Source organism: Stagnihabitans tardus (assembly GCF_009925085.1).
GTDB classification, from domain to species: domain Bacteria; phylum Pseudomonadota; class Alphaproteobacteria; order Rhodobacterales; family Rhodobacteraceae; genus Stagnihabitans; species Stagnihabitans tardus.
On sequence record NZ_JAABNR010000010.1, the window covers coordinates 1 to 18,605 of the forward strand.

Consider the following 18,605-nt stretch of genomic DNA (forward strand, 5'->3'; position numbering starts at 1 on the left):
AGCCAGCAGCGCCTACCCCTCTTCATAAGCTCATCCGGGACTCCCGGACGTGCTCACCCGTCGGTCGATCCCGCACATCAAACCGCCACAACCCCAAAATAGATGGGACGCAACCGCCGCATACGGTGGGGCTCGGGGAGGCAGCGCCTCCCCGCCGTCGTGCCAGACGACCGAGTGACGGCGGCGTCAGGCCAAGGGTTTGGGCCAGACGCGCGGTCGGGACGCCGCCTTACTTCCGCAGGGTCCCGCCGGTGGCCTTGGTCACCTTCTCGATGATCTTGGCCGAGACGGCTTCGATATCGGCATCGGTCAGGGTCTTGTCGCGGGGCTGCAGCCGCACCGAGAGCGCGATCGACTTCTTGCCCGCGCCCATCTGCGCCTCGGCCTTTTCGCCGGTGAACTGGTCAAAGACCGCGACCTTCTCGATCAGGACCTTGTCGGCGCCGAGCGCCGCGTTGACCGCCGTCAGGGCCTCGACGCGTGCGTCCACCACGAAGGCGAAGTCGCGTTCCACCGCTTGCAGGTCCGAGAGGCCAAGCGCGGGGCGCGTGGGCGTCTTGACCTTGGGGTCGGGGACATTGGCGACCGCGATGGTCAGCGCCATGGCCGGGCCCTTGACGCCCATCTGCGCCAGCACCTTGGGATGGATCTCGCCGAAGGTGGCCAGCATGTTCGGCCCAAGGCCGATCACGCCAGAGCGGCCGGGGTGGAACCAGGCGGCGACCTTGCGTGAGACTTGCATGCGGGCGGGGGCGCCCAGGGCGGCCAGGACCGCCTCGGCATCGGCCTTGACGTCATAGACATCCACCGGGCGGCGCGAGGCGAAGGGGTCACGCGCAGCGCTTGCACCAACCAGCAAAGCGGTGGCCATCAGCGCCTGCTCCCCGGGCTCACCGCCCGAGAAGACCGGGCCGACCTCGAAAAGGCCGAGGTCCATGAAGCCCCGCGCCTGGTTCCTCGCCGCAGCCCGCAGCAGACCCGGCAAGAGGTCGGGGCGCAGGTGGGTCATTTCCGACGAGATCGGGTTCTCGATCCGCACGGCGTCGGTGCCGCCTCCGAAGAGAGCGGCGTCCTGGCCGTCGATGAAGCTATAGGTCACGCATTCGTTGTAACCCAGGGCCGCCAGGGTCCGGCGTGCGGCGCGCTCCTTGACCTGGAGCGTGGTCAGGATCGGACGCGGCACACCGGCCACGGCGCGGGTCAGGGGCTTGCCCTGCAGCTTGGTCAGGCTTGCGATCCGGGCGACCTCTTCGACCAGGTCGGCCTCGCCCAGCACATCGGGGCGCCAGGTCGGCGGGGTCGCCATATCGCCGTTGAGCGTGAAGCCCAGGGCCTCCAGGGTCTGGCGCTGGGTGGCCTCGGGGATCTCCATGCCCACGAGGCTGATCAGCCGGGCCGGGTCCAGGCGATAGGCGCGGGAGACATCCTTGGGGGCGCCGTCCTGCACCACGTCAGAGGCTTCCCCGCCGCAGAGGTCGAGGATCATCTGCGTGGCCAGCTCCAGCCCCGGAAGCGAGAAGTTGGGGTCCACGCCGCGTTCGAAGCGGTAGCGGGCGTCGGAGTTGATCTTCAAGGCGCGGCCGGTGGCGGCGACCATGATGGGCTCCCACCAGGCGCTTTCCAGGAAGACATCGACGGTCTCTTCGGTGCAGCCCGAGGCCTCGCCGCCCATGATGCCCGCGAGGCTTTCGACCTGGGTGTCATCGGAGATCGCCATCATGCCAGCCGCAAGCGTATAGGTCTTGCCGTCCAGCGCCAGCAGGGTCTCGCCGCCCGTCGCGGCATGGATGCGCAGGTCGCCCTTCACCTTGGCCGCATCGAAGACATGCAGCGGGCGGTTCAGGTCATAGGTGAAATAGTTGGTCACATCGACGAGCGCGTTGATCGGCCGCAGGCCAATGGCCTTGAGCCGCGCTTGCAGCCAATCGGGCGAGGCGCCGTTCTTGACGCCGCGGATGACCCGGCCCGCGAAATGCGGGCAGCCCTTGGCCTTCAGGTCGGCGTCGATCTTCACCCCGATGGGCGAGGGGAAGCCGCCGGGAACCGCAGCGACCTCCAAGGGCTTCAGCACCCCAAGGCCGCGGGCGGCAAGGTCACGCGCCACGCCACGCACGCCCAAGGCATCGGGGCGGTTGGGCGTGATCTTGATCTCGATCATCGGATCGGCGAGCGCCGGGCGGTTGTCGGCCAGCCAGTCGACAAACCGTTCGCCCACGGTGCCGCTATCCAGCTCGATGATGCCGTTGTGCTCATCCGAGAGCATCAGCTCGCGTTCAGAGCACATCATGCCCTGGCTCTCGACGCCCCTGATCTTGCCGACGCCCAAGGTCACGTCGATCCCCGGCACATAATCGCCGGGGCGGGCCAGAACCACCGTGATCCCCGCCCGCGCATTGGGCGCGCCGCAGACGATCTGCTTGACGCCCTCAAGGGTTTCCACCTTGCAGACCCGCAGCTTGTCGGCATCGGGGTGCTTTTCGGCCTCGAGGATCTTGGCCAGGGTGAAGGCGGAGATTTTCGCCAGCGGGTTGGCGATCTCTTCGACCTCGAGGCCCAAATCGGTCAGGGCCTCGGAGATTTCCTCCAGGGTGGCCGAGGTATCCAGGTGATCTTTCAGCCAGGAGAGGGTGAATTTCATGTCTAGTCCCCTTGTGCGGGCGCGAATTCGTTGGCGTAGCCCGGGGTATACCCCGAGGTGCGAGGTGTCAGCGCGAAAGGCCGCCCGGCAAATTCGGCATGTCGAGGCTGGAGAACCCATAGTGCCGAAGCCAGCGGAGGTCGCTGTCGAAAAACGCCCGCAGGTCGGGGATGCCGTATTTCAGCATGGCGATGCGGTCGATGCCCATGCCGAAGGCGAAGCCCTGCCACTGGGTCGGGTCAACGCCTGCCGAGGCCAGGACCTTGGGATGGACCATGCCGGAGCCGAGGATTTCCAGCCAGGAGTCGCCCTCGCCGATCTTCAGCTGGCCGTCTTTCCAGCTGCAGCGGATATCGACCTCGGCCGAAGGCTCGGTGAAGGGGAAGTGGGACGCACGGAAGCGGAGTTCGACCGAAGGCACCTCGAAGAAGGCGCGGCAGAATTCCTCCAGCGTCCATTTCAGGTTGGCCATCGAGATGTCGCGGTCGATGGCCAGGCCCTCGACCTGGTGGAACATCGGCGCATGGGTCTGGTCCATGTCCATCCGGTAGACGCGGCCCGGGGCGATCACGCGGATCGGCGCGCCTTGGGCCATCATGGCGCGGATTTGCACGGGGGAGGTGTGGGTGCGCAGGACATGGGGCGGGCGCGGATCATCCGAGGCGCGGGCCATGAAGAAGGTGTCGTGCTCTTGCCGGGCGGGATGCTCGGGCGGGATGTTCAGGGCGTCGAAGTTGTACCAATCCGACTCGACCTGCGGACCTTCGGCGACCGAGAAGCCCATATCGGCGAAGATCGCGGTCAGCTCTTCCATCACCTGGGAGACCGGGTGGATCGTCCCACGCGGGCGCGGGCGACCGGGCAGGGTGACGTCGAGCCATTCGGAGCGCAGACGCTCATCCAACGCCGCATCGGCGAGGGCTGCCTTCTTGGCACGGAGCGCCGCGTCGATCTCGTCCTTGACCACGTTCAGCATGGCGCCGGCGGCCTTGCGGGCCTCGGGCTCCATCTTGCCAAGGGTGGACATCAGGGCGGAAATCTCGCCCTTCTTGCCCAGGGCGGCCAGGCGCACCTCTTCGAGCGCGGCTTCGCCCGTGGCGCTGCCCAGGGCAGCAAGATATTTGGCTTTCAGCGCGTCCAGACCGTCCATCGGGGCCTCCTTCAATCGGGGTTGGTGCTAACGCCCGAAGGCCCCGGATGCAAGTGGCGCGTCAGTCCTGCCGCAGCGCGACGCGGAGTTTCGGGGTCACAAGCGCCACCAGCGCGGGATCGTTGCGGGCAAAGCGGTCGGGGATGTTCAGGACGACGAGCCGCTTGCCCCGCAGCGCGGCGGGAAAGAGCGCTTGCAGCCTTTTGCGCTGCCGCGCCTCCATCACGAAGACGATATCGGCCCAGTCCAGATGCTCGACCCCGACCTTCTCGTCGGCATCGGCGCTGAGCCCGGCGAAATCAGAGGCAATCCCCCAGCTGGTCGCCAGGTCGGCACAGGTCGGACTGCGGGCGCGGGCCTTGCCGCAGAGGAACAGGGCGTTCATGGGGGCTCCAAAAGAAAAACCCCCGCAGCCTTGAGGGCCACGGGGGTTTTTGAAGTCAAGACAGCTTACGCAGCGGCCATGGCGGCCTTGGCTTGCGCGGCGATGGCGTTGAAAGCCTCGGGCTCACGCACGGCCAGGTCGGCCAGGACCTTGCGGTCGACGACGATGCCGGCCTTGTTCAGGCCGTCGATCAGGCGCGAGTAGGTGAAGGCCGGGTCGAACAACCGCACGGCGGCGTTGATACGGGCGATCCACAGCTGGCGGAATTGACGCTTGCGGGCCTTGCGGTCGCGGGTCGCATACTGCTGGGCCTTGTCGACGGCCTGCGTAGCGGTTTTGAAGTTGGTCGAGCGGGCGGCGTAATAGCCAGCCGCCTTGGCAATGACCTTGCGGTGACGGGCGTGCGTGACCTTGCCGGATTTGACGCGGGACATATCTGGCTCTCCTTAGCGGTTATACGGCATGTATTTTTTGACGATCTTCTCGTCGCTGTCGCACAGGATCATGGTCCCGGCGGCATCACGGACGAACTTGGCCGTCCGCTTGATCATGCCGTGGCGCTTGCCAGCATTGCCTGCCTTCACATGGCCATTGGCCGTGAAGGAGAACCGCTTCTTCGCAGCGGATTTGGTCTTCATCTTGGGCATTTTGATCTCCGATCTTAAGCACGGCGGGCATGCCACATTCGCCCGGTCGTGCAGGGTATTCAGGGGGCCGCGTATAGGCGGCCTTGGCGCGGGGTGCAAGGGGTCAGGGCATCCAGCGGGCAAAGACTCGCAGGAAAACATCGGGCAATTCGGCGAAAGTATAGGGGCGGCCATGGCTGGTCAGCGCCATGACCACGAGAACCCCGCCGATCAGCACGAGGATGGAGCCGATTCGCGGCACCTGCCCCTCGATCCAGGCCGACATCAGGGAGGGGATCGACAGCACAAGGGCCAGCGATCCCACGACGAGCATCAAATCGGTATCCATGAATTCCTCGGAAAAGGGGCCTTTCAGCCCCTCCGATTATTCAGGATCGACGTTGGAAATCAACCGCTCATCACAGGGCGCGACGCGCAGGACATTGGTCGTGCCCTTGACGTTGAAGGGCACGCCGGCGGTCAGGACGATATTGTCCTCGACCGAGGCGAAGCCTTCCTCCCGCGCAGCCTTGACGGCGGCGAGGACCGCGCCCTTCAGCCGGATCTGCGGCTCGCAGATGACGCAGTGCAGGCCCCAGGTCAGCGCCATGCGGCGGGCCGAGGACATGAGCGGCGTCAGGGCGATGATCGGCACGCGCGGGCGTTCGCGCGAGACGAGGCTGGCGGTGGTGCCCGATTGCGAGAAGGTGGCGATGGCCTTGATATTGGTGGCCTCGGCGATCTCGCGCGCGGCCGCCACGATGCCATCGGCAATCGATTCGCGGCGGATGTTGCGGCTGGCCTCGATCACCTGGCGGTAGGTCGGGTCCTTTTCGACCGAGATGGCGACGTTGTTCATCGTCGTCACGGCCTCGATCGGATACTTGCCCGCTGCCGATTCGGCCGAGAGCATGACGGCATCGGCGCCCTCGTAGATCGCGGTGGCGACGTCGGAGACCTCGGCGCGGGTCGGCACGGGGCTTTCGATCATCGATTCGAGCATCTGGGTGGCGACGATCACGGGCTTGGCGGCGGCGCGGGCGCCACGGATCAGGCGCTTCTGGATCGGCGGCACGGTATAGACCGGGAGTTCCACGCCGAGGTCGCCACGGGCGACCATGATGCCATCGGACACCTGGAGGATCGCGTCATAGGCCTTCACAGCGGCGGGCTTTTCGATCTTGGCCAGCACCAGGGCGCGGCCGCGCGCCAGGTCCTTGGCCTCGAGCACGTCCTCGGGGCGCTGCACGAAAGAGAGCGCCAGCCAGTCCACGCCCAGCTCGCAGGCGAATTCCAGGTCGACGCGGTCCTTTTCCGACAGCGCGGCCACGGGCAGCACCACGTCGGGCACGTTCACGCCCTTGCGGTTGGAAATCGCACCGGGCACGGTCACGGTGCAATTGGCAAAGTCCTTGCCGCAGTCATCGACGCGCAGGGCGATCTTGCCGTCATTGACCAGCAGGGTCGCGCCAGGCTCCAGCGCCGCAAAGATCTCGGGATGGGGCAGGTTCACGCGGGTCACGTCGCCGGGAACGGTGGACAGGTCCATGCGGAACTTCGCACCCTCGACCAGCTCGACCGGGCCATCGGCAAAGGTGCCGACGCGCAGTTTCGGGCCCTGGAGGTCGGCCAGGATGCAGATCGGGCGGCCAAGGTCAGCCTCGACCTTGCGGATATGGACATGCCGCGCTCGGATGTCATCATGGGTGCCGTGGCTCATGTTCAGGCGGAACACATCGGCCCCGGCTTCGAACAGGGCGCGGATGGTGGCGTAGTCGCTGGAGGCCGGGCCCAGAGTGGCCACGATCTTAACGTTCCGAAGGCGTCTCATGCCTTGATCCTTTTCGTCGTGTCTCGGTTTGCGGTGGGCCGCGCGTCTTATGGCCGATCCGGCAACGGGGGGCAACTGCCATGACGCCATATGCCACCGAAATGAACATTCTGCGAAGACCGGGGCGCATTTTGCCGGTTTTGGCGGCGCAACCGACGCAAAAGGGCCTCTTCGGGCCGAAAGCGGCATTGTGATTCCCATTTTCCCGCGATTGGCCTATGTGGAGGGCATGAGCGCTTTTCACCTTCACGGGGCGGATCGCCCCGGCCCTTTCCTCATCACGGTGGACCATGCGTCCAACCGCGTGCCCCCGGATGTCTGCGGCGGAGACCTTGGCATCGCGCCGCAAGACATGGCGCGCCACATCGCCTGGGATGTCGGCGCGCTCGGGGTCTCGCTGGCCCTGGGGGAGCTTCTGGACAGTCCCGTCATCGCCAGTGATTTCTCGCGGCTGGTGATCGATCCGAACCGGGGGGAGGAGGATCCGACCCTGGTCATGCGGCTTTATGACGGCACGATCATTCCGGGCAACGCGCGGGTGACCGAGGCCGAGGTGGAGCGGCGGCTCGAGACGCTCTACCGCCCCTATCACGATGCCCTGGCGCAGATGGCCGATGGGCGGGTCGTGGTGGCGATGCACAGCTTCACCCCCTGCCTGCGCGGGCGCGCGCCTCGGCCCTGGCATGTCGGCGTGCTTTACGCCGACGAGGACCCGCGCTTCTCGCGTCCCCTGATCGCGCGGCTGATGGCGGAGCCCGACCTGTGTGTCGGCGACAACGAGCCCTATGCCGGCGCGCTGCCCGGCGACAGCATCGACCGCCACGGGCTGAAACATGGCCGCCACAACACCTTGATCGAGGTGAGGAACGACCTGATATCTGAAGCAGAGGGCCAGAGTGCCTGGGCCGCGCGCCTCGCGCCGCACCTGAAGGCCGTATTGGAGGCGCTATGACCGACCAGAAGACCGAGCTTGAAGCCGCAGCCTTCCGCGCGCTGATCCATCACCTGATGGTCAAGCGCCCGGATGTGCAGAACATCGACCTGATGAACCTGGGCGGGTTTTGCCGCAACTGCCTGAGTCGCTGGTACCAGGAGGCCGCCGCCGAACGCGGCATCGAGATGACCAAGGACGAGGCGCGGGAAGTCGTCTACGGCATGCCCTATGCCGACTGGGTGGCGCAGAATCAGACCGAGGCCGATGCGGCGAAAAAGGCCGCCTTTGACGTGGCTTTCGCGCAGAACGTTGGGCCGAAGGGCTGAGACCCGGGGTGTACCCCGGGCTACGCTGTGACACGAGAGCGCCGGGGCGCAAGCCGGTCGCTTGCGGTCCTTGCTTTCAATTTGGCCAAAATATCCCCGCCTGAGGCTCTTCGGCTGATGTCGGAGCCTCCGGCGGGGATATTTTGGCCAGTGTGAAAGGGCAGGGCGCTGACTCCGCCGCCACGCCCGGGATGCGGCCCGGGTTTTGCCATCGGAGTCGAGGCCCCGGGTCAAGCCCGGGGCGCCGAGGCGCTTAGACCGCCGCCTTGCGCATCTCGTCGAGGTAGATTTCCCGCAGCCGCGCCGCCACGGGGCCGGGCTTGCCGGTCCCCAGGTCCTTGCCGTCGATCTGCACCACCGGCATCACGAAGGCGCTGGCCGAGGTGATGAAGGCCTCGTCGGCCTCTTGTGCCTCGGCCAGGGTGAAGCTCCGTTCGACCACCTCCATCTGGGCCTCGACCGCGAAGCGCAGGACGGCGGCGCGGGTGATGCCGTGCAGGATGTCACTGGACAGCGCCCTTGTGATGATCCGGTTGCCCTTCACGATATAGGCGTTGTTGGAGGTGCCTTCGGTGACAAAACCGTCTTCGACCAGCCAGGCGTCATCGACCCCGGCCTTCTTGGCCGCCATCTTGGCCATCGAGGGGTAAAGCAGCTGCACCGTCTTGATGTCGCGGCGGCCCCAGCGGATGTCATCGACCGAAATCACCTTCCAGCCCGTTTTCGCGGCAGGGCTCTCGGCCAGGCCCGGTTTGGACTGGGTGAACATCACCACCGTGGGGGGCAGATCGGCCGCCGGATAGGCGAAATCCCGGTCGCCCGGATTGCCGCGCGTCACTTGCAGATAGACCATGCCGTCCACGATCTCGTTCCGCGCCACCAGCTGGCGATGCAGCTCCAGCCATTCGGCATCCGTGTGCGGGTTGGTCATCTCGAGCTCACGCAGGCTCCGCGCCAGCCGGAGGCAATGGCCCGCGAAGTCGATCAGCTTGCCGCCGAGCACCGAGGTGACCTCGTAAACCCCATCGGCCATCAGGAAGCCGCGATCGAAGACCGAGACCTTGGCCTCCGCCTCGGGAAGGAACTCGCCGTTGACATGGACGATGCGGGACATGGGGGCCTCCTTGCAGGTTTGGGGCGGTTTGGCCCCAATTGCACAATCCGTCAAGGGCAACGGGCGTCAAGAGCTCTGGCGGCACGCCTCGGCCTTCGCTGCGTCTGCGAATTCGCTTGCGCAGCGTTGCGCAAGATTATAACCATGGCGGCACACAGTTTGAAACTTCCTTGCGAGGCCATCTTGTCCTTCCGGCTGCAACCCACCCCGCCCGCCCGTCCCAATCGCTGCCAGCTCTTCGGCCCCGGCTCGCGACCCGCGCTGTTCGAAAAGATGGCGGCCAGTGCGGCGGATGTGGTGAACCTTGATCTGGAAGACTCCGTCGCGCCCAGTGACAAGGACGCCGCCCGGGCCAATATCATCCGGGCAAGCCATGACATCGACTGGGGCCGCAAGACGCTGTCGGTGCGGATCAACGGGCTCGATACCCCCTGGTGGTATCGCGACGTGGTGGATCTTCTGGAGCAGGGCTCGGAGCGGATCGACCTTCTGATGATCCCCAAGGTGGGCTGTGCCGAAGACCTTTACGCCGTCGATGCCCTGGTGACGGCCATCGAGCGCGCCAAGGGGCGGCAGAAGCGCGTGGGCTTCGAGGTCATCATCGAATCGGCCGCCGGGATTTCCCATGTCGAAGAGATCGCCAAGGGCTCTTCGCGGCTTCAGGCCATGAGCCTGGGGGCTGCCGATTTCGCGGCCTCGATGGGGATGCAGACCACCGGCATCGGCGGCACGCAGGAGAATTACTACATGACCCGCGAGGGGGCGCGCCATTGGCCCGACCCCTGGCACTGGGCGACGGCGGCCATCGTCGCCGCCTGCCGGACCCATGGCATCCTGCCGGTCGACGGCCCCTTCGGCGATTTCAGCGACGACGAGGGCTTTCGCGCCCAGGCGCGCCGGGCGGCGACGCTGGGCATGGTCGGCAAATGGGCGATCCATCCCAAGCAGGTCGCGCTGGCCAACGAGGTCTTCACTCCCTCGGCGGCCACGGTGACCGAAGCGCGGGAGATTCTCTCGGCCATGGAAGCCGCCAAGGCCGCAGGGCAGGGGGCGACGGTCTACAAGGGGCGCCTGGTCGATATCGCCTCGATCAAGCAGGCGGAAGTGATCGTGAAACAGGCGGAACTGCTGGCGGACGCCTGAAAATCGGGCAGTCACAAAAGTGTGTTGACAGGGGCTTCACCCAAGGTCAATCTCCGCTTCGGGCGCGACATTGTGTCCCACGGCATACCCGGCGACGAAGGGAGAGGAGGCCCTCCGTCGCACCTTGGGGAGGAGGCACGCGCCCTGCGACACGCTCGCGGGGCGCTGCTTTTTTCACGCGAGGGGCAAGCAGATCTCGGTCAAGAGATCTTCGGGCGCGGTGTCCATCGGCGTGTTCAGATAGACCTCGAAGACCGGGCTGTCGGCCGGCGTCTCGCCCGAGGCGGGCAGCCAGATGCCGAAGAGCTGGTCATAGGCGGCCTGAAGCCCGGCATAGGGCCCGCGAAAGGTCAGGACGGCGTGACGGCCAGCGGGCAGGGTGATCTCTTCCAGCGGCGCGGCGATCTCGCCCTGCGGGAGCTCCACCCCGGCATGGGAGCGCAGGTCCGCCTCGGCCACGGCGCCGGGGCTGTCGTAATAGACGCCGACCATCAGCCCGGCCTGGCCGTAAAGCCCGCGCGCGCCGAGCGTGGCGCCGAGCTTCTCGAAGGCGCGGCTGATCTGGTAATAGGCGCCCTTGTGGGGCATGGCCGCAAGGCGACGGGCGGGGTCTGTGCGCAGGGTCACGGGATGCATGAGAGGTCCTTTCAGGGGAAGGCTGAGGGTAAAGGGGCGGTGGGCCCCCGACTTGCGAAAGGCCAGAGGCGTGGCGCCGAAGTGATCGGCAAAGGCCCGGGCCAGCGCCGCCCGGCTGGGAAAGCCGCAGGCCCGGGCGATCTGGTCGACAGGTTGGTCGCCCAGGACCAAGGCCACGGCGGCGCGGTGCAGCCGCATCTGCCGCACCAGGGCCGCTGCGGTCATCCCGGTCATCGCCTGGAAAACCCGGTGGAAGTGGAAGCGCGACAGCGCCGCCACATCCGCCAGGGCATCCAGCGACAGGTCCCCATCGGGGTTGTCGTGAATATGGTCGATGACCCGGGTCAGCCGCCTTTCGTAATCCTGCGCCATGATGCCTCCTTTCGCAGGCCCTTTCTGACCCGGCATGATGCGACAAATCTTGCCGAGTTGCACTTGGCTGGCTCAGGCGCCATATAGGGGCAGTCATTCTCTGGAGCCTGCGATGAACTACCTTGAATTCGAAAAGCCCCTGGCCGAGATCGAAGGCAAGGCCGAGGAGCTTCGGGCCTTGGCGCGGGCCAATCCGTCGATGGATGTGGCCAAGGAGGCCGAGGGCCTGGACCGCAAGGCCGAGACCATGCTGAAGGACCTGTATAAGGCCCTGAACCCCTGGCAGAAATGCCAGGTGGCGCGCCACCAGGACCGCCCGCATTGCAAGGACTATATCGAGGGTCTGTTTACCGAGTTCACGCCCCTGGCAGGCGACCGCAACTTCGCCGATGACCATGCGATCATGGGCGGGCTCGCGCGGTTCAACGACCAGGCCGTCGTGGTCATGGGCCAGGAAAAGGGCCATGACACGAAAACCCGCATCGAGCGCAATTTCGGCATGGCCCGGCCCGAGGGCTATCGCAAGGCGATCCGCCTGATGGAGATGGCCGACCGCTTCCGCCTGCCCGTGGTGACCCTGGTCGACACGCCCGGCGCCTATCCGGGCAAAGGGGCGGAGGAGCGCGGCCAGGCCGAGGCCATCGCGCGGGCCACGGAAAAGAGCCTGATGCTGGGCGTTCCGGTGATCTCGGTGGTGATCGGCGAGGGCGGTTCGGGCGGGGCCGTGGCCCTTGCGACCGCGAACCGCATCGCGATGCTGGAACACTCGATCTATTCGGTGATCTCGCCCGAGGGCTGCGCCAGCATCCTGTGGAAGGATTCCGACAAGATGCGCGAAGCGGCGGAAGCCCTGCGCCTGACGGCCCAGGACCTGCAGAAGCTGGGCGTGATCGACCGCATCGTCAAGGAACCCTTGGGGGGCGCGCAGCGCGGCCGCAAGGAAACCATCGAGGCGGTGGGCAAGGCGATCGAGGCCATGCTGAAGGAGCTCTCCGGCAAGAAGCCCGAGGCCCTGATCAAGGACCGCCGTGAAAAGTTCCTCGACATGGGCGTCAAGGGCCTCGCCGCCTGACCGCTTCCAAAAGGAGCGCCTGCGGCGCAAGATAATTGCCTCACCTCTGGGCCTGCGGCCCAACCGGCTCAGGCGCATGGCCTGCGCGACGCCAAAGGACAAAGGGCTCGGGTCTTCACCCGCGCCCTGTTTCATCTTTTCCCAAATATCCCGGGGGAGTCCCGCAAGGGACGGGGGCAGCGCCCCCCACCTGAGGCGCAGGCGCAGCCGGAGCCGAGGCAAAAGGCTTGGCCGGAGGCCTCCGCTTGGTCAGGTCTCTGCCGGTGTCCAGCCGCCCTCGCGCATCAGGGCCTCCGAGGCGGGTTCGATCACGGCTTCGACCTGGGTCATGAACTCCTTCACCCGCAGGCCGGGCGCGATGGGGGGCAGGAACTCGATCACCGCGAGGCCCGGCTTGCGCAGGATCCCGTGGCGCGGCCAAAAGATGCCGACATTGGTGGCCACGGGGATGCAGACCTGCTCCAGTTGGTCATACAGCAGCCCGGCGCCCACCTTGTAGGGCAGCTCTGCCCCCGGGGCGACCCGCGTCCCCTGCGGGAAGATGATCAACTGGCCCTTGACCGGGCTAGCCATCACATCCTGCTTCATCTTGGCAATCGCCGCCCCCCGCTTGCCCCGGTTCACCGGGATGCAGCCGGTCCGCAGCCCGTAAAACCCGATGAAGGGCGTATAGAGCAACTCGCGCTTCATGATGAACTTCGGGCGGGGCAGGGCCGAGGCCAGGAGGATGATGTCGAAGAAGCTCTGATGCTTCGATGCGATCAGCACCTCGCCCTGGGGCACCTCTCCGCGCACTTCCGACCGCAGGCCCACCAGGACCTTCGCCGACCAGCGCACGTAATGGCAATAGACATGGATCGCCAGGAAAGCCGCGCGGCGGTCGATCAGGGCGGGGATCCCGAAGCCCAGGGCCACCACGGCCAGGGCCACATACATCTGGACGATGAAGAACAGCGACAAAAGCCAGCGCATCAGGTCAGCCCCCTCAGGGTGCGTAGCGCCGCGAGCTGCGTCGCCACGAAGGCGACCAGGGCGGCCAGGGGAATGAAGGCCAGGGGCAGAAGCCAGCCCCAGCCCGTGAAGCCAAGGCCGGTCAGAAAGCCCCCCGCCGCATCCTGGGCGGGCAGGGCAAAGACCCCGGCAGCGCCGACCAGGGCACCCACGGCGGCCCCGGTCGCGGCGCGCATGGTAAAGCGGCGCGTGAAGGCCCTTGCGATATAGCTGTCCGTGGCGCCGACCAGCCGCAGGACCTTGATGACCTGGGCATTGGCCGCCAGGGCCGCACTGGCCGCCAGGGTGATCATCGCGGCCATGGCCAGGCCGATCAGCCCGATCGCTCCAAGGCCCAAGAGCCGCAGCGTGCTGGCCGCCTGGGCCAGGGGCCTCCGCCAGCGCAGGTGGTCGTCCAGCACCGCGCCGGGCGCCTCGGCGGCGAGCCTCTGGCGCAGGCCCTCGCCGTCATAGCCCTCGGGCGCCTCGGTCAGCTCGACCAGCTGCGGCAGGGGCAGGTCGGTCAGGGGCAGGTCGGGGCCGAACCAGGGCTCAAGGAGCGCCCGCGTCTCCTCCCCCGTCAGCGCCCGCGCTGCGGCAATGCCCGGCGTCTCGGCCAAGAGCGACAGGACCGCCTTGGTCTGCAACGCCATTTGGTCGTCGGGGGCCGAGATGCGGATCGTCGCGGTCCGGTTCAGCGCCTCGGCCCAGCGGGTCGCCAGGCGGTCCGAGGCCAGGGACAGGGCCAGGGCAAAGACCGCAAGGAAGGTCATCGCCCCGGCGGTGAAGGTCGTCAGCCAGGCGGGCGCACCCGAAGGCGGCACGATCCGGTCATGGAAATTCTCGGGCGCCGCGTTGCTCACAGGTCCGCCCCCGCCAGTTGGATGCGCCGCTTGGAAATCCGCAGCACCCGGGTCGAGACCTGGGACTTGGCCTGGCGGATCAGGTTCAGGTCATGGGTCGCCACCACGATGGTCTTGCCCATCCGGTTCAGCTCGACCAGCAGCGTCAGAAGCCTGAGCGACAGCTCCCAATCCAGGTTCCCGGTGGGTTCGTCGGCCAGGATCACATCCGGCCCGGTGATCACCGCCCGCGCCAGGGCCGCCCTTTGCCGCTCGCCGCCCGACAGCGAGGGCGGCAGGGCCGTGGCCAATTGCCCCAGGCCGACCCAGGCCAAAAGGTCCGACAGGTCGCGCGCGGGCGTCGGCCTGCCCGAGACCAAAAGCGGCAGGGCCACGTTCGAGGCGACCGGCAGATGGTCCAGGAACTGGCAATCCTGGTGCACCACCCCGATCCGCCGCCGCGTCAGCGCCACGCCATCGCGGCTGAGCCCCCGGACCTCGCGGTCGAAAAGCGTGACCCGCCCCGCCGTGGGCAGAAGCTCGCCGTAACAGAGCTTCAGGAAGGTCGATTTGCCCGAGCCCGAAGGCCCGGTCAGAAAGTGGAAGGACCCCGGCGCCAGGCGCAGCGATATCTCGGAGAGCAGCTCTCCGCCTCCATAGGAATAGGCAGCGTTGTCGAAGGCGATCACGGGCGGGTTCCGCTGGTTTGGGGCCATCAGGCCGGGCCGGAGAATTGCCGAGATGGGCGCGGGATTCAATCGGCCCCGTGCTGTATGGGGCGAAAGATGTGAGGGAATCCAGCACCAATCCCAAGGCTGCGGCGAAATTGTTAACGTTTGCGGGACAAACCATTGGACGATGCTGGTTAACTTGCTACAACCGGACGCAAAAGGCCGCTTTGCGCGGCGGGACGGGTTCTGATGCGGCTTCAATGCCCCAATTGCGATGCTGAGTACGAGGTCGATGACGCCGCCATCCCGGCAAGCGGCCGCGATGTGCAGTGTTCGGCCTGCGGTCATGCCTGGTTCCAGGAACATCCCCATGTGAAGGCCGAGGCCGAAGAGGAAGAGGCGCTGTTCGGCGCGCCCTCGGCCGAAAGGGATGCGCCCGAACCCGCCTTGGCCGCTGAGGACCCCGAAGCGGTCGAAACGCCTGCGCCCCAGGTGGTTGCAGAGCCCGAGACTTTGCCCGCCTGGGAGCCCGAGGATGTCCTGGCCGCCGAGGCCGCGGTCCCTCTGAACCCGGTTCCAGAACCCGAGCCCGCGCCCGAGCCCGAGCCCCTGCGGCGGTCGATCGACGAAAGCGTCCTGGCCGTGCTGCGCGAAGAGGCCGAGCGCGAAGCCGCCGCCCGGCGCGGCGAGCGTCCCCGGATCGAGACCCAGACCGAGATGACCCTGACCGACGCGCCGCGCCCGACGCGCCCCTTGGCGCGGACCTCGCCGGTGGTCGCCGAGCCTGAAGCCCAGCCCGAAACTCTGCCGGAGGCGCCGCGCAAGCGCACGCTCTTGCCCGAGATCGAGGAAATCAAGTCCTCGCTGAACCCCGCGGCCGACCCCGAGGACGAGAGCGCCGCGCGCGCGCCCGCGACGGGCGAAGGGGGCTTCCGCCGCGGCTTCGTCTTTGCGCTGCTCTTCGCCGTGATCCTTCTGGCGCTTTACGTCATGGCGCCCCTGATCGTGGCCAAGCTCCCGGCGCTGAAGGGCCCGATGGAAGCCTATGTCCAGGCCGTCAACAGCCTGCGCCGCGCGCTTGACACCCAGGTGCGCGGGTTGATCGGTTGGCTGCAGTCGCTGGCAGGCGGCTCGGCCGGCTGAGGCGGGGAGCCTCGGCCGAGGCTTTTCGCCTTCACAAGCTGGCCGGACTCGCGGGGGCTGCGTTCTGACCGCCCGAGTTGTGGTGCGCGCTCTCGGGGTAAGGGGGGGTTGCTGGCCTGCGAGCCCCCCGCTGTATCCCCGGGGCTAGGGGGGCAAAGGACAGCGTGGGTTCCAGGGCGCGCGACACGGGGTCTAGGGCATGAGGCTGAACGCGCGCGCTCCGTCGGGTAGCCCGGGGTATACCCCGGGTCTGGCTGCGGAGGTCGGCTTGACGGCCCCGGCCTAGAACAGGTCCAGCAGGCGCTTCAGATAACCGCGCTCCTCGGCGCTGCGGTCCTGTTCGCCCGCGCGTTTGCGGATCTCGTCCAAGAGGTCCTGCGCCCGTCGGTAGACATCCTCGCCCTGGAGGATCGGACCGTCGCTGCCCATGGTCATGCCTTCACCCGCCTCGCGGCCCAGGGGGTCTTTCTGACCCTTGGGACCGTTCTCGGCAAAGCTCTCGCCATCGGCGGCGCGGTTGTCTTCGGCCTGCTGCTGGGCTTGGCCAAAGTTCCGGATGCCGTTGCGCAGCGCGTCCAGCGCCTCGGCTTGGCTGTCCAGCGCGCCGGAGGTGTCGCCTTCGCGCAGCGCCCGTTCGGCCTCTTCCATGGCGCGGCCCGCGTCGTCGAGGTTCTGCCGCCCCTTGTCGCCCAGCTCGGTCCCCGCGCCGGGCAGCTCGCCGCCCTGTTGCATCCCCTCGATCCGGTCGCGCAGCTCTTGCTGGCGGTCGGCCAGGTCCTGGCCGCCCTCGCCGCCCTGCTGCATGTCGCGGAAGGCATCGTCCGAGAGCCCTTGCTGGTCGCGGAGCGTCTGGCCCAGGTCCTTCATCGCCTGGCCGCCCGGACCGCCCTGGCCCTCGCCTTCCCCCTGGCCCTGGCCTTGCTGGACCTGCATGTTCTCCATGAACTGGCGCAGTTGGTCCATCAAGGCTTGCGCCTCGGCCGTCTTGCCCTCTTTCATCAGCTGCTGAAGCTTGTCCAGCATCTGCTGAAGCTGGTCCTGCGTCATGGTCATGCCGCCCTGGTCGCCGCTGTTCGGCTCGTCGGGACCGGAGGGGTTTTTCTGCGCCTCCTGCTTCATGAACTCGTTCAGCGCCTGACGCATCTCTTTCATCAGGCGGTCGATCTCGGCCGGAGAGGCGCCGTTGCGAATCGCCTCGTCCAGCCGGTCCTGGGCGCGGTCCAGGCGGTCGCGGGCATCGGCGAGCTTGCCCTCTTCGATGGCGATGGCGAGCTTCCACATCTCTTCGGCCAGGTCGTCGCGGGCCTTGTCGTCCAGCGGCTGGCCGAGGCGCGGGATCAGGCCGCGCAGCTGGTCGCGCAGGGCGCGGTCGCGGAAGATCGGGTCCTGTTGGTCCTCGGGCTCCCAGGTGATCGCCTTCAACAGGTCGGCGATGCGGGGCGCATTGGCGCGGTTCCACAACAGGTCGCGGCGCTGTTCGGCCACGGCGGCGGCCAGGGGCTCGAAGAAGCGGCGACCGGGCAGGACGACGGCCAGGGGCTGGCTTGCGGCGGTCTGGCCCGCCGCATCGCTGGCCTTCAGCGAAAGCGTCACGGGCAGGTTCGACAGGACGGATTTGGACAGGTCATCGACGATCACGCCCTCGACCTGGGTGCGGTCGCGCTTTTGCGGCAGGGGCAGGTCCAGGGTCTCGGGCTTTTGCGGCTCGGGGTCGATGGAAAGGCCGTAGCGGCGGGAGACCTGGGGCAGGTCCAGCGCGACTGAGACCTCGCCCTTGGTGACGCCGTAGTCGTCGCTGGCGGTGAAGGGCTGGCGGAAGCGGCCCTGGCCGTCGCGGTCGATGCTGCCTGCCGTGGCAATCGCGGGGGCGGCGTCGGGGATCATGGTGACGAGCCACTCGCGCCCGCCGGTTCCCTGGATGGCGAGGCGGCCCGAGCTTGTCACGGTGAACTCTTGTTGCATGGCGCTGGCGGGGGGCACATCGGTGCGGCCCGAGACGGTCTCGGCCAGGATCAGCGCCCCCGGCGCGCCGTAAAACCGCAGGCGGAGCTTGGTGCCCTGGGGCAGAAGCAGGGCCTCCTCCGCCTGGTCGCGCAGGTAAAGCGCGGGCTTGCGGGTATAGGCCGGGGGCTCGGCCCAGCCTTCCCAGGCGGGACCAGCGGCGGCCTGGGCCTCGCTGCCCGGGGTGGGCAGGGAGCTCACCGAGGCCACGCGCCAGACCGACCCAAAGAGCAGCGCCACGGCCAGAAGCGTCAGCGCCATGTAGCGCAGGGCATAAGGATCGCGGGAGGCGAGGCGCAGGTCGGGCTCGACCGCGCGGGCCTTGGCGGCGCGCTCGGCCATCCGGGCGCGGTGGGCGGCCCAAAGCGCCTGCGTGGCCGGGTCGGTATCGCCAAGCGCCAGGGTATCCAGAAGCGCCGCGATGGGGCGGCCCTGCAGGCGGCTATCCAGCCGGATCAGCGCCTCGGCCCTCGTCGGACGGCGGAAGCCCCGCAGCCCATGGATCAGCGCCCAAAGCGCCGAACCGGCCAGGGAGACCATGAGGAACCAGGATGCTTCCAGCGGAAGGCTGTCCTGCAGGCCAAAGGAGGCCAGCGCCACCGAAAGGATCACCAGCGACCAGAGCGGCCAGAAGCCACGCGCCAACCGCTCCGCCCAAAGCCCCAGGAGGGTCAGGCGCAGGGGTGTCTCGATCCGCTTCAGGGCCTCATCCGGTTTGGCCATCTTCCTCT

18 protein-coding genes are annotated in these 18,605 nt (G+C 67.4%); 5 read left to right on the forward strand and 13 right to left on the reverse strand.

The window, feature by feature from the left end; genetic code table 11:
* Positions 1–229: 229 nt before the first annotated feature.
* The 7 genes from pheT to pyk form a co-directional block, all read right to left on the reverse strand.
* Complete coding sequence (pheT, locus tag GV832_RS11460) at positions 230–2,638, reverse strand: phenylalanine--tRNA ligase subunit beta (protein ID WP_168775007.1); 2,409 nt, start codon at positions 2,636–2,638, stop codon at positions 230–232.
* Positions 2,639–2,705: 67 nt separating this feature from the next.
* A complete protein-coding gene (gene pheS, locus GV832_RS11465; RefSeq protein ID WP_168775185.1) occupies positions 2,706–3,779 on the reverse strand; it encodes a phenylalanine--tRNA ligase subunit alpha in 1,074 nt (357 codons plus the stop codon).
* Positions 3,780–3,849: 70 nt separating this feature from the next.
* Positions 3,850–4,173, reverse strand: coding sequence for a phosphotyrosine protein phosphatase (locus GV832_RS11470; protein WP_168775008.1), 324 nt, complete (start codon positions 4,171–4,173; stop codon positions 3,850–3,852).
* A 65-nt stretch (positions 4,174–4,238) separates the two neighbouring features.
* Positions 4,239–4,607 carry a 50S ribosomal protein L20 gene (rplT, locus tag GV832_RS11475; RefSeq protein ID WP_168775009.1) on the reverse strand — a complete coding sequence of 123 codons (369 nt, stop codon included), beginning with the start codon at positions 4,605–4,607 and terminating at the stop codon, positions 4,239–4,241.
* 12 nt (positions 4,608–4,619) lie between these two features.
* Positions 4,620–4,820 (reverse strand): 50S ribosomal protein L35, encoded by a 201-nt coding sequence (gene rpmI / locus GV832_RS11480; protein ID WP_168775010.1) that lies wholly within the window; start codon positions 4,818–4,820, stop codon positions 4,620–4,622.
* A 103-nt stretch (positions 4,821–4,923) separates the two neighbouring features.
* Entirely contained in the window at positions 4,924–5,148 is a 225-nt protein-coding gene (locus GV832_RS11485; RefSeq protein WP_168775011.1) for a hypothetical protein, read from the reverse strand.
* A 36-nt stretch (positions 5,149–5,184) separates the two neighbouring features.
* The gene (gene pyk / locus GV832_RS11490; protein ID WP_168775012.1) at positions 5,185–6,630 is read right to left on the reverse strand and encodes a pyruvate kinase; all 1,446 of its coding nucleotides are present in this window, start codon (positions 6,628–6,630) and stop codon (positions 5,185–5,187) included.
* A gap of 229 nt (positions 6,631–6,859) precedes the next feature.
* On the opposite strand from pyk, the gene GV832_RS11495 reads away from it, so the two are divergent.
* Together GV832_RS11495 and GV832_RS11500 are read left to right on the forward strand one after the other, a co-directional pair.
* The gene (locus GV832_RS11495) at positions 6,860–7,582 is read left to right on the forward strand and encodes an N-formylglutamate amidohydrolase (RefSeq protein WP_168775013.1); all 723 of its coding nucleotides are present in this window, start codon (positions 6,860–6,862) and stop codon (positions 7,580–7,582) included.
* Positions 7,579–7,890: a DUF1244 domain-containing protein gene (locus GV832_RS11500; protein WP_168775014.1), complete on the forward strand. Its 312-nt coding sequence runs from the start codon at positions 7,579–7,581 to the stop codon at positions 7,888–7,890. The genes GV832_RS11495 and GV832_RS11500 overlap by 4 nt, the downstream gene beginning before the upstream one ends.
* A gap of 253 nt (positions 7,891–8,143) precedes the next feature.
* Here the strand turns inward: GV832_RS11500 and GV832_RS11505 are convergent, their stop codons facing one another.
* Positions 8,144–9,004, reverse strand: a complete 861-nt coding sequence (locus GV832_RS11505) for a D-amino-acid transaminase (RefSeq protein ID WP_168775015.1) — start codon at positions 9,002–9,004, stop codon at positions 8,144–8,146.
* Positions 9,005–9,187: 183 nt separating this feature from the next.
* Between GV832_RS11505 and GV832_RS11510 the strand changes: the two genes are divergently transcribed.
* Positions 9,188–10,147: an L-malyl-CoA/beta-methylmalyl-CoA lyase gene (locus GV832_RS11510; RefSeq protein ID WP_168775186.1), complete on the forward strand. Its 960-nt coding sequence runs from the start codon at positions 9,188–9,190 to the stop codon at positions 10,145–10,147.
* A 174-nt stretch (positions 10,148–10,321) separates the two neighbouring features.
* Here GV832_RS11510 and GV832_RS11515 read toward each other — a convergent pair whose 3' ends face one another.
* On the reverse strand, positions 10,322–11,155 hold the full coding sequence (locus GV832_RS11515; RefSeq protein WP_168775016.1) for an AraC family transcriptional regulator: 834 nt from the start codon (positions 11,153–11,155) through the stop codon (positions 10,322–10,324).
* Between the two features lie 112 nt (positions 11,156–11,267).
* Between GV832_RS11515 and GV832_RS11520 the strand changes: the two genes are divergently transcribed.
* A complete protein-coding gene (locus GV832_RS11520; protein ID WP_168775017.1) occupies positions 11,268–12,227 on the forward strand; it encodes an acetyl-CoA carboxylase carboxyltransferase subunit alpha in 960 nt (319 codons plus the stop codon).
* Positions 12,228–12,476: 249 nt separating this feature from the next.
* On the opposite strand, the gene GV832_RS11525 is transcribed toward GV832_RS11520, so the two are convergent.
* From GV832_RS11525 to GV832_RS11535, 3 genes are read right to left on the reverse strand one after another with little or no spacing between them, the layout of a single operon-like run.
* A complete protein-coding gene (locus GV832_RS11525; RefSeq protein ID WP_168775018.1) occupies positions 12,477–13,199 on the reverse strand; it encodes a lysophospholipid acyltransferase family protein in 723 nt (240 codons plus the stop codon).
* Positions 13,199–14,080: a cell division protein FtsX gene (locus GV832_RS11530; protein WP_168775019.1), complete on the reverse strand. Its 882-nt coding sequence runs from the start codon at positions 14,078–14,080 to the stop codon at positions 13,199–13,201. The genes GV832_RS11525 and GV832_RS11530 overlap by 1 nt, the downstream gene beginning before the upstream one ends.
* Positions 14,077–14,748 (reverse strand): cell division ATP-binding protein FtsE, encoded by a 672-nt coding sequence (locus tag GV832_RS11535; protein ID WP_168775020.1) that lies wholly within the window; start codon positions 14,746–14,748, stop codon positions 14,077–14,079. The genes GV832_RS11530 and GV832_RS11535 overlap by 4 nt, the downstream gene beginning before the upstream one ends.
* A gap of 231 nt (positions 14,749–14,979) precedes the next feature.
* On the opposite strand from GV832_RS11535, the gene GV832_RS11540 reads away from it, so the two are divergent.
* Entirely contained in the window at positions 14,980–15,873 is an 894-nt protein-coding gene (locus GV832_RS11540; protein ID WP_168775021.1) for a zinc-ribbon domain-containing protein, read from the forward strand.
* Positions 15,874–16,155: 282 nt separating this feature from the next.
* Here the strand turns inward: GV832_RS11540 and GV832_RS11545 are convergent, their stop codons facing one another.
* Positions 16,156–18,597 (reverse strand): DUF4175 domain-containing protein, encoded by a 2,442-nt coding sequence (locus GV832_RS11545; RefSeq protein WP_168775022.1) that lies wholly within the window; start codon positions 18,595–18,597, stop codon positions 16,156–16,158.
* Positions 18,598–18,605: the final 8 nt, after the last annotated feature.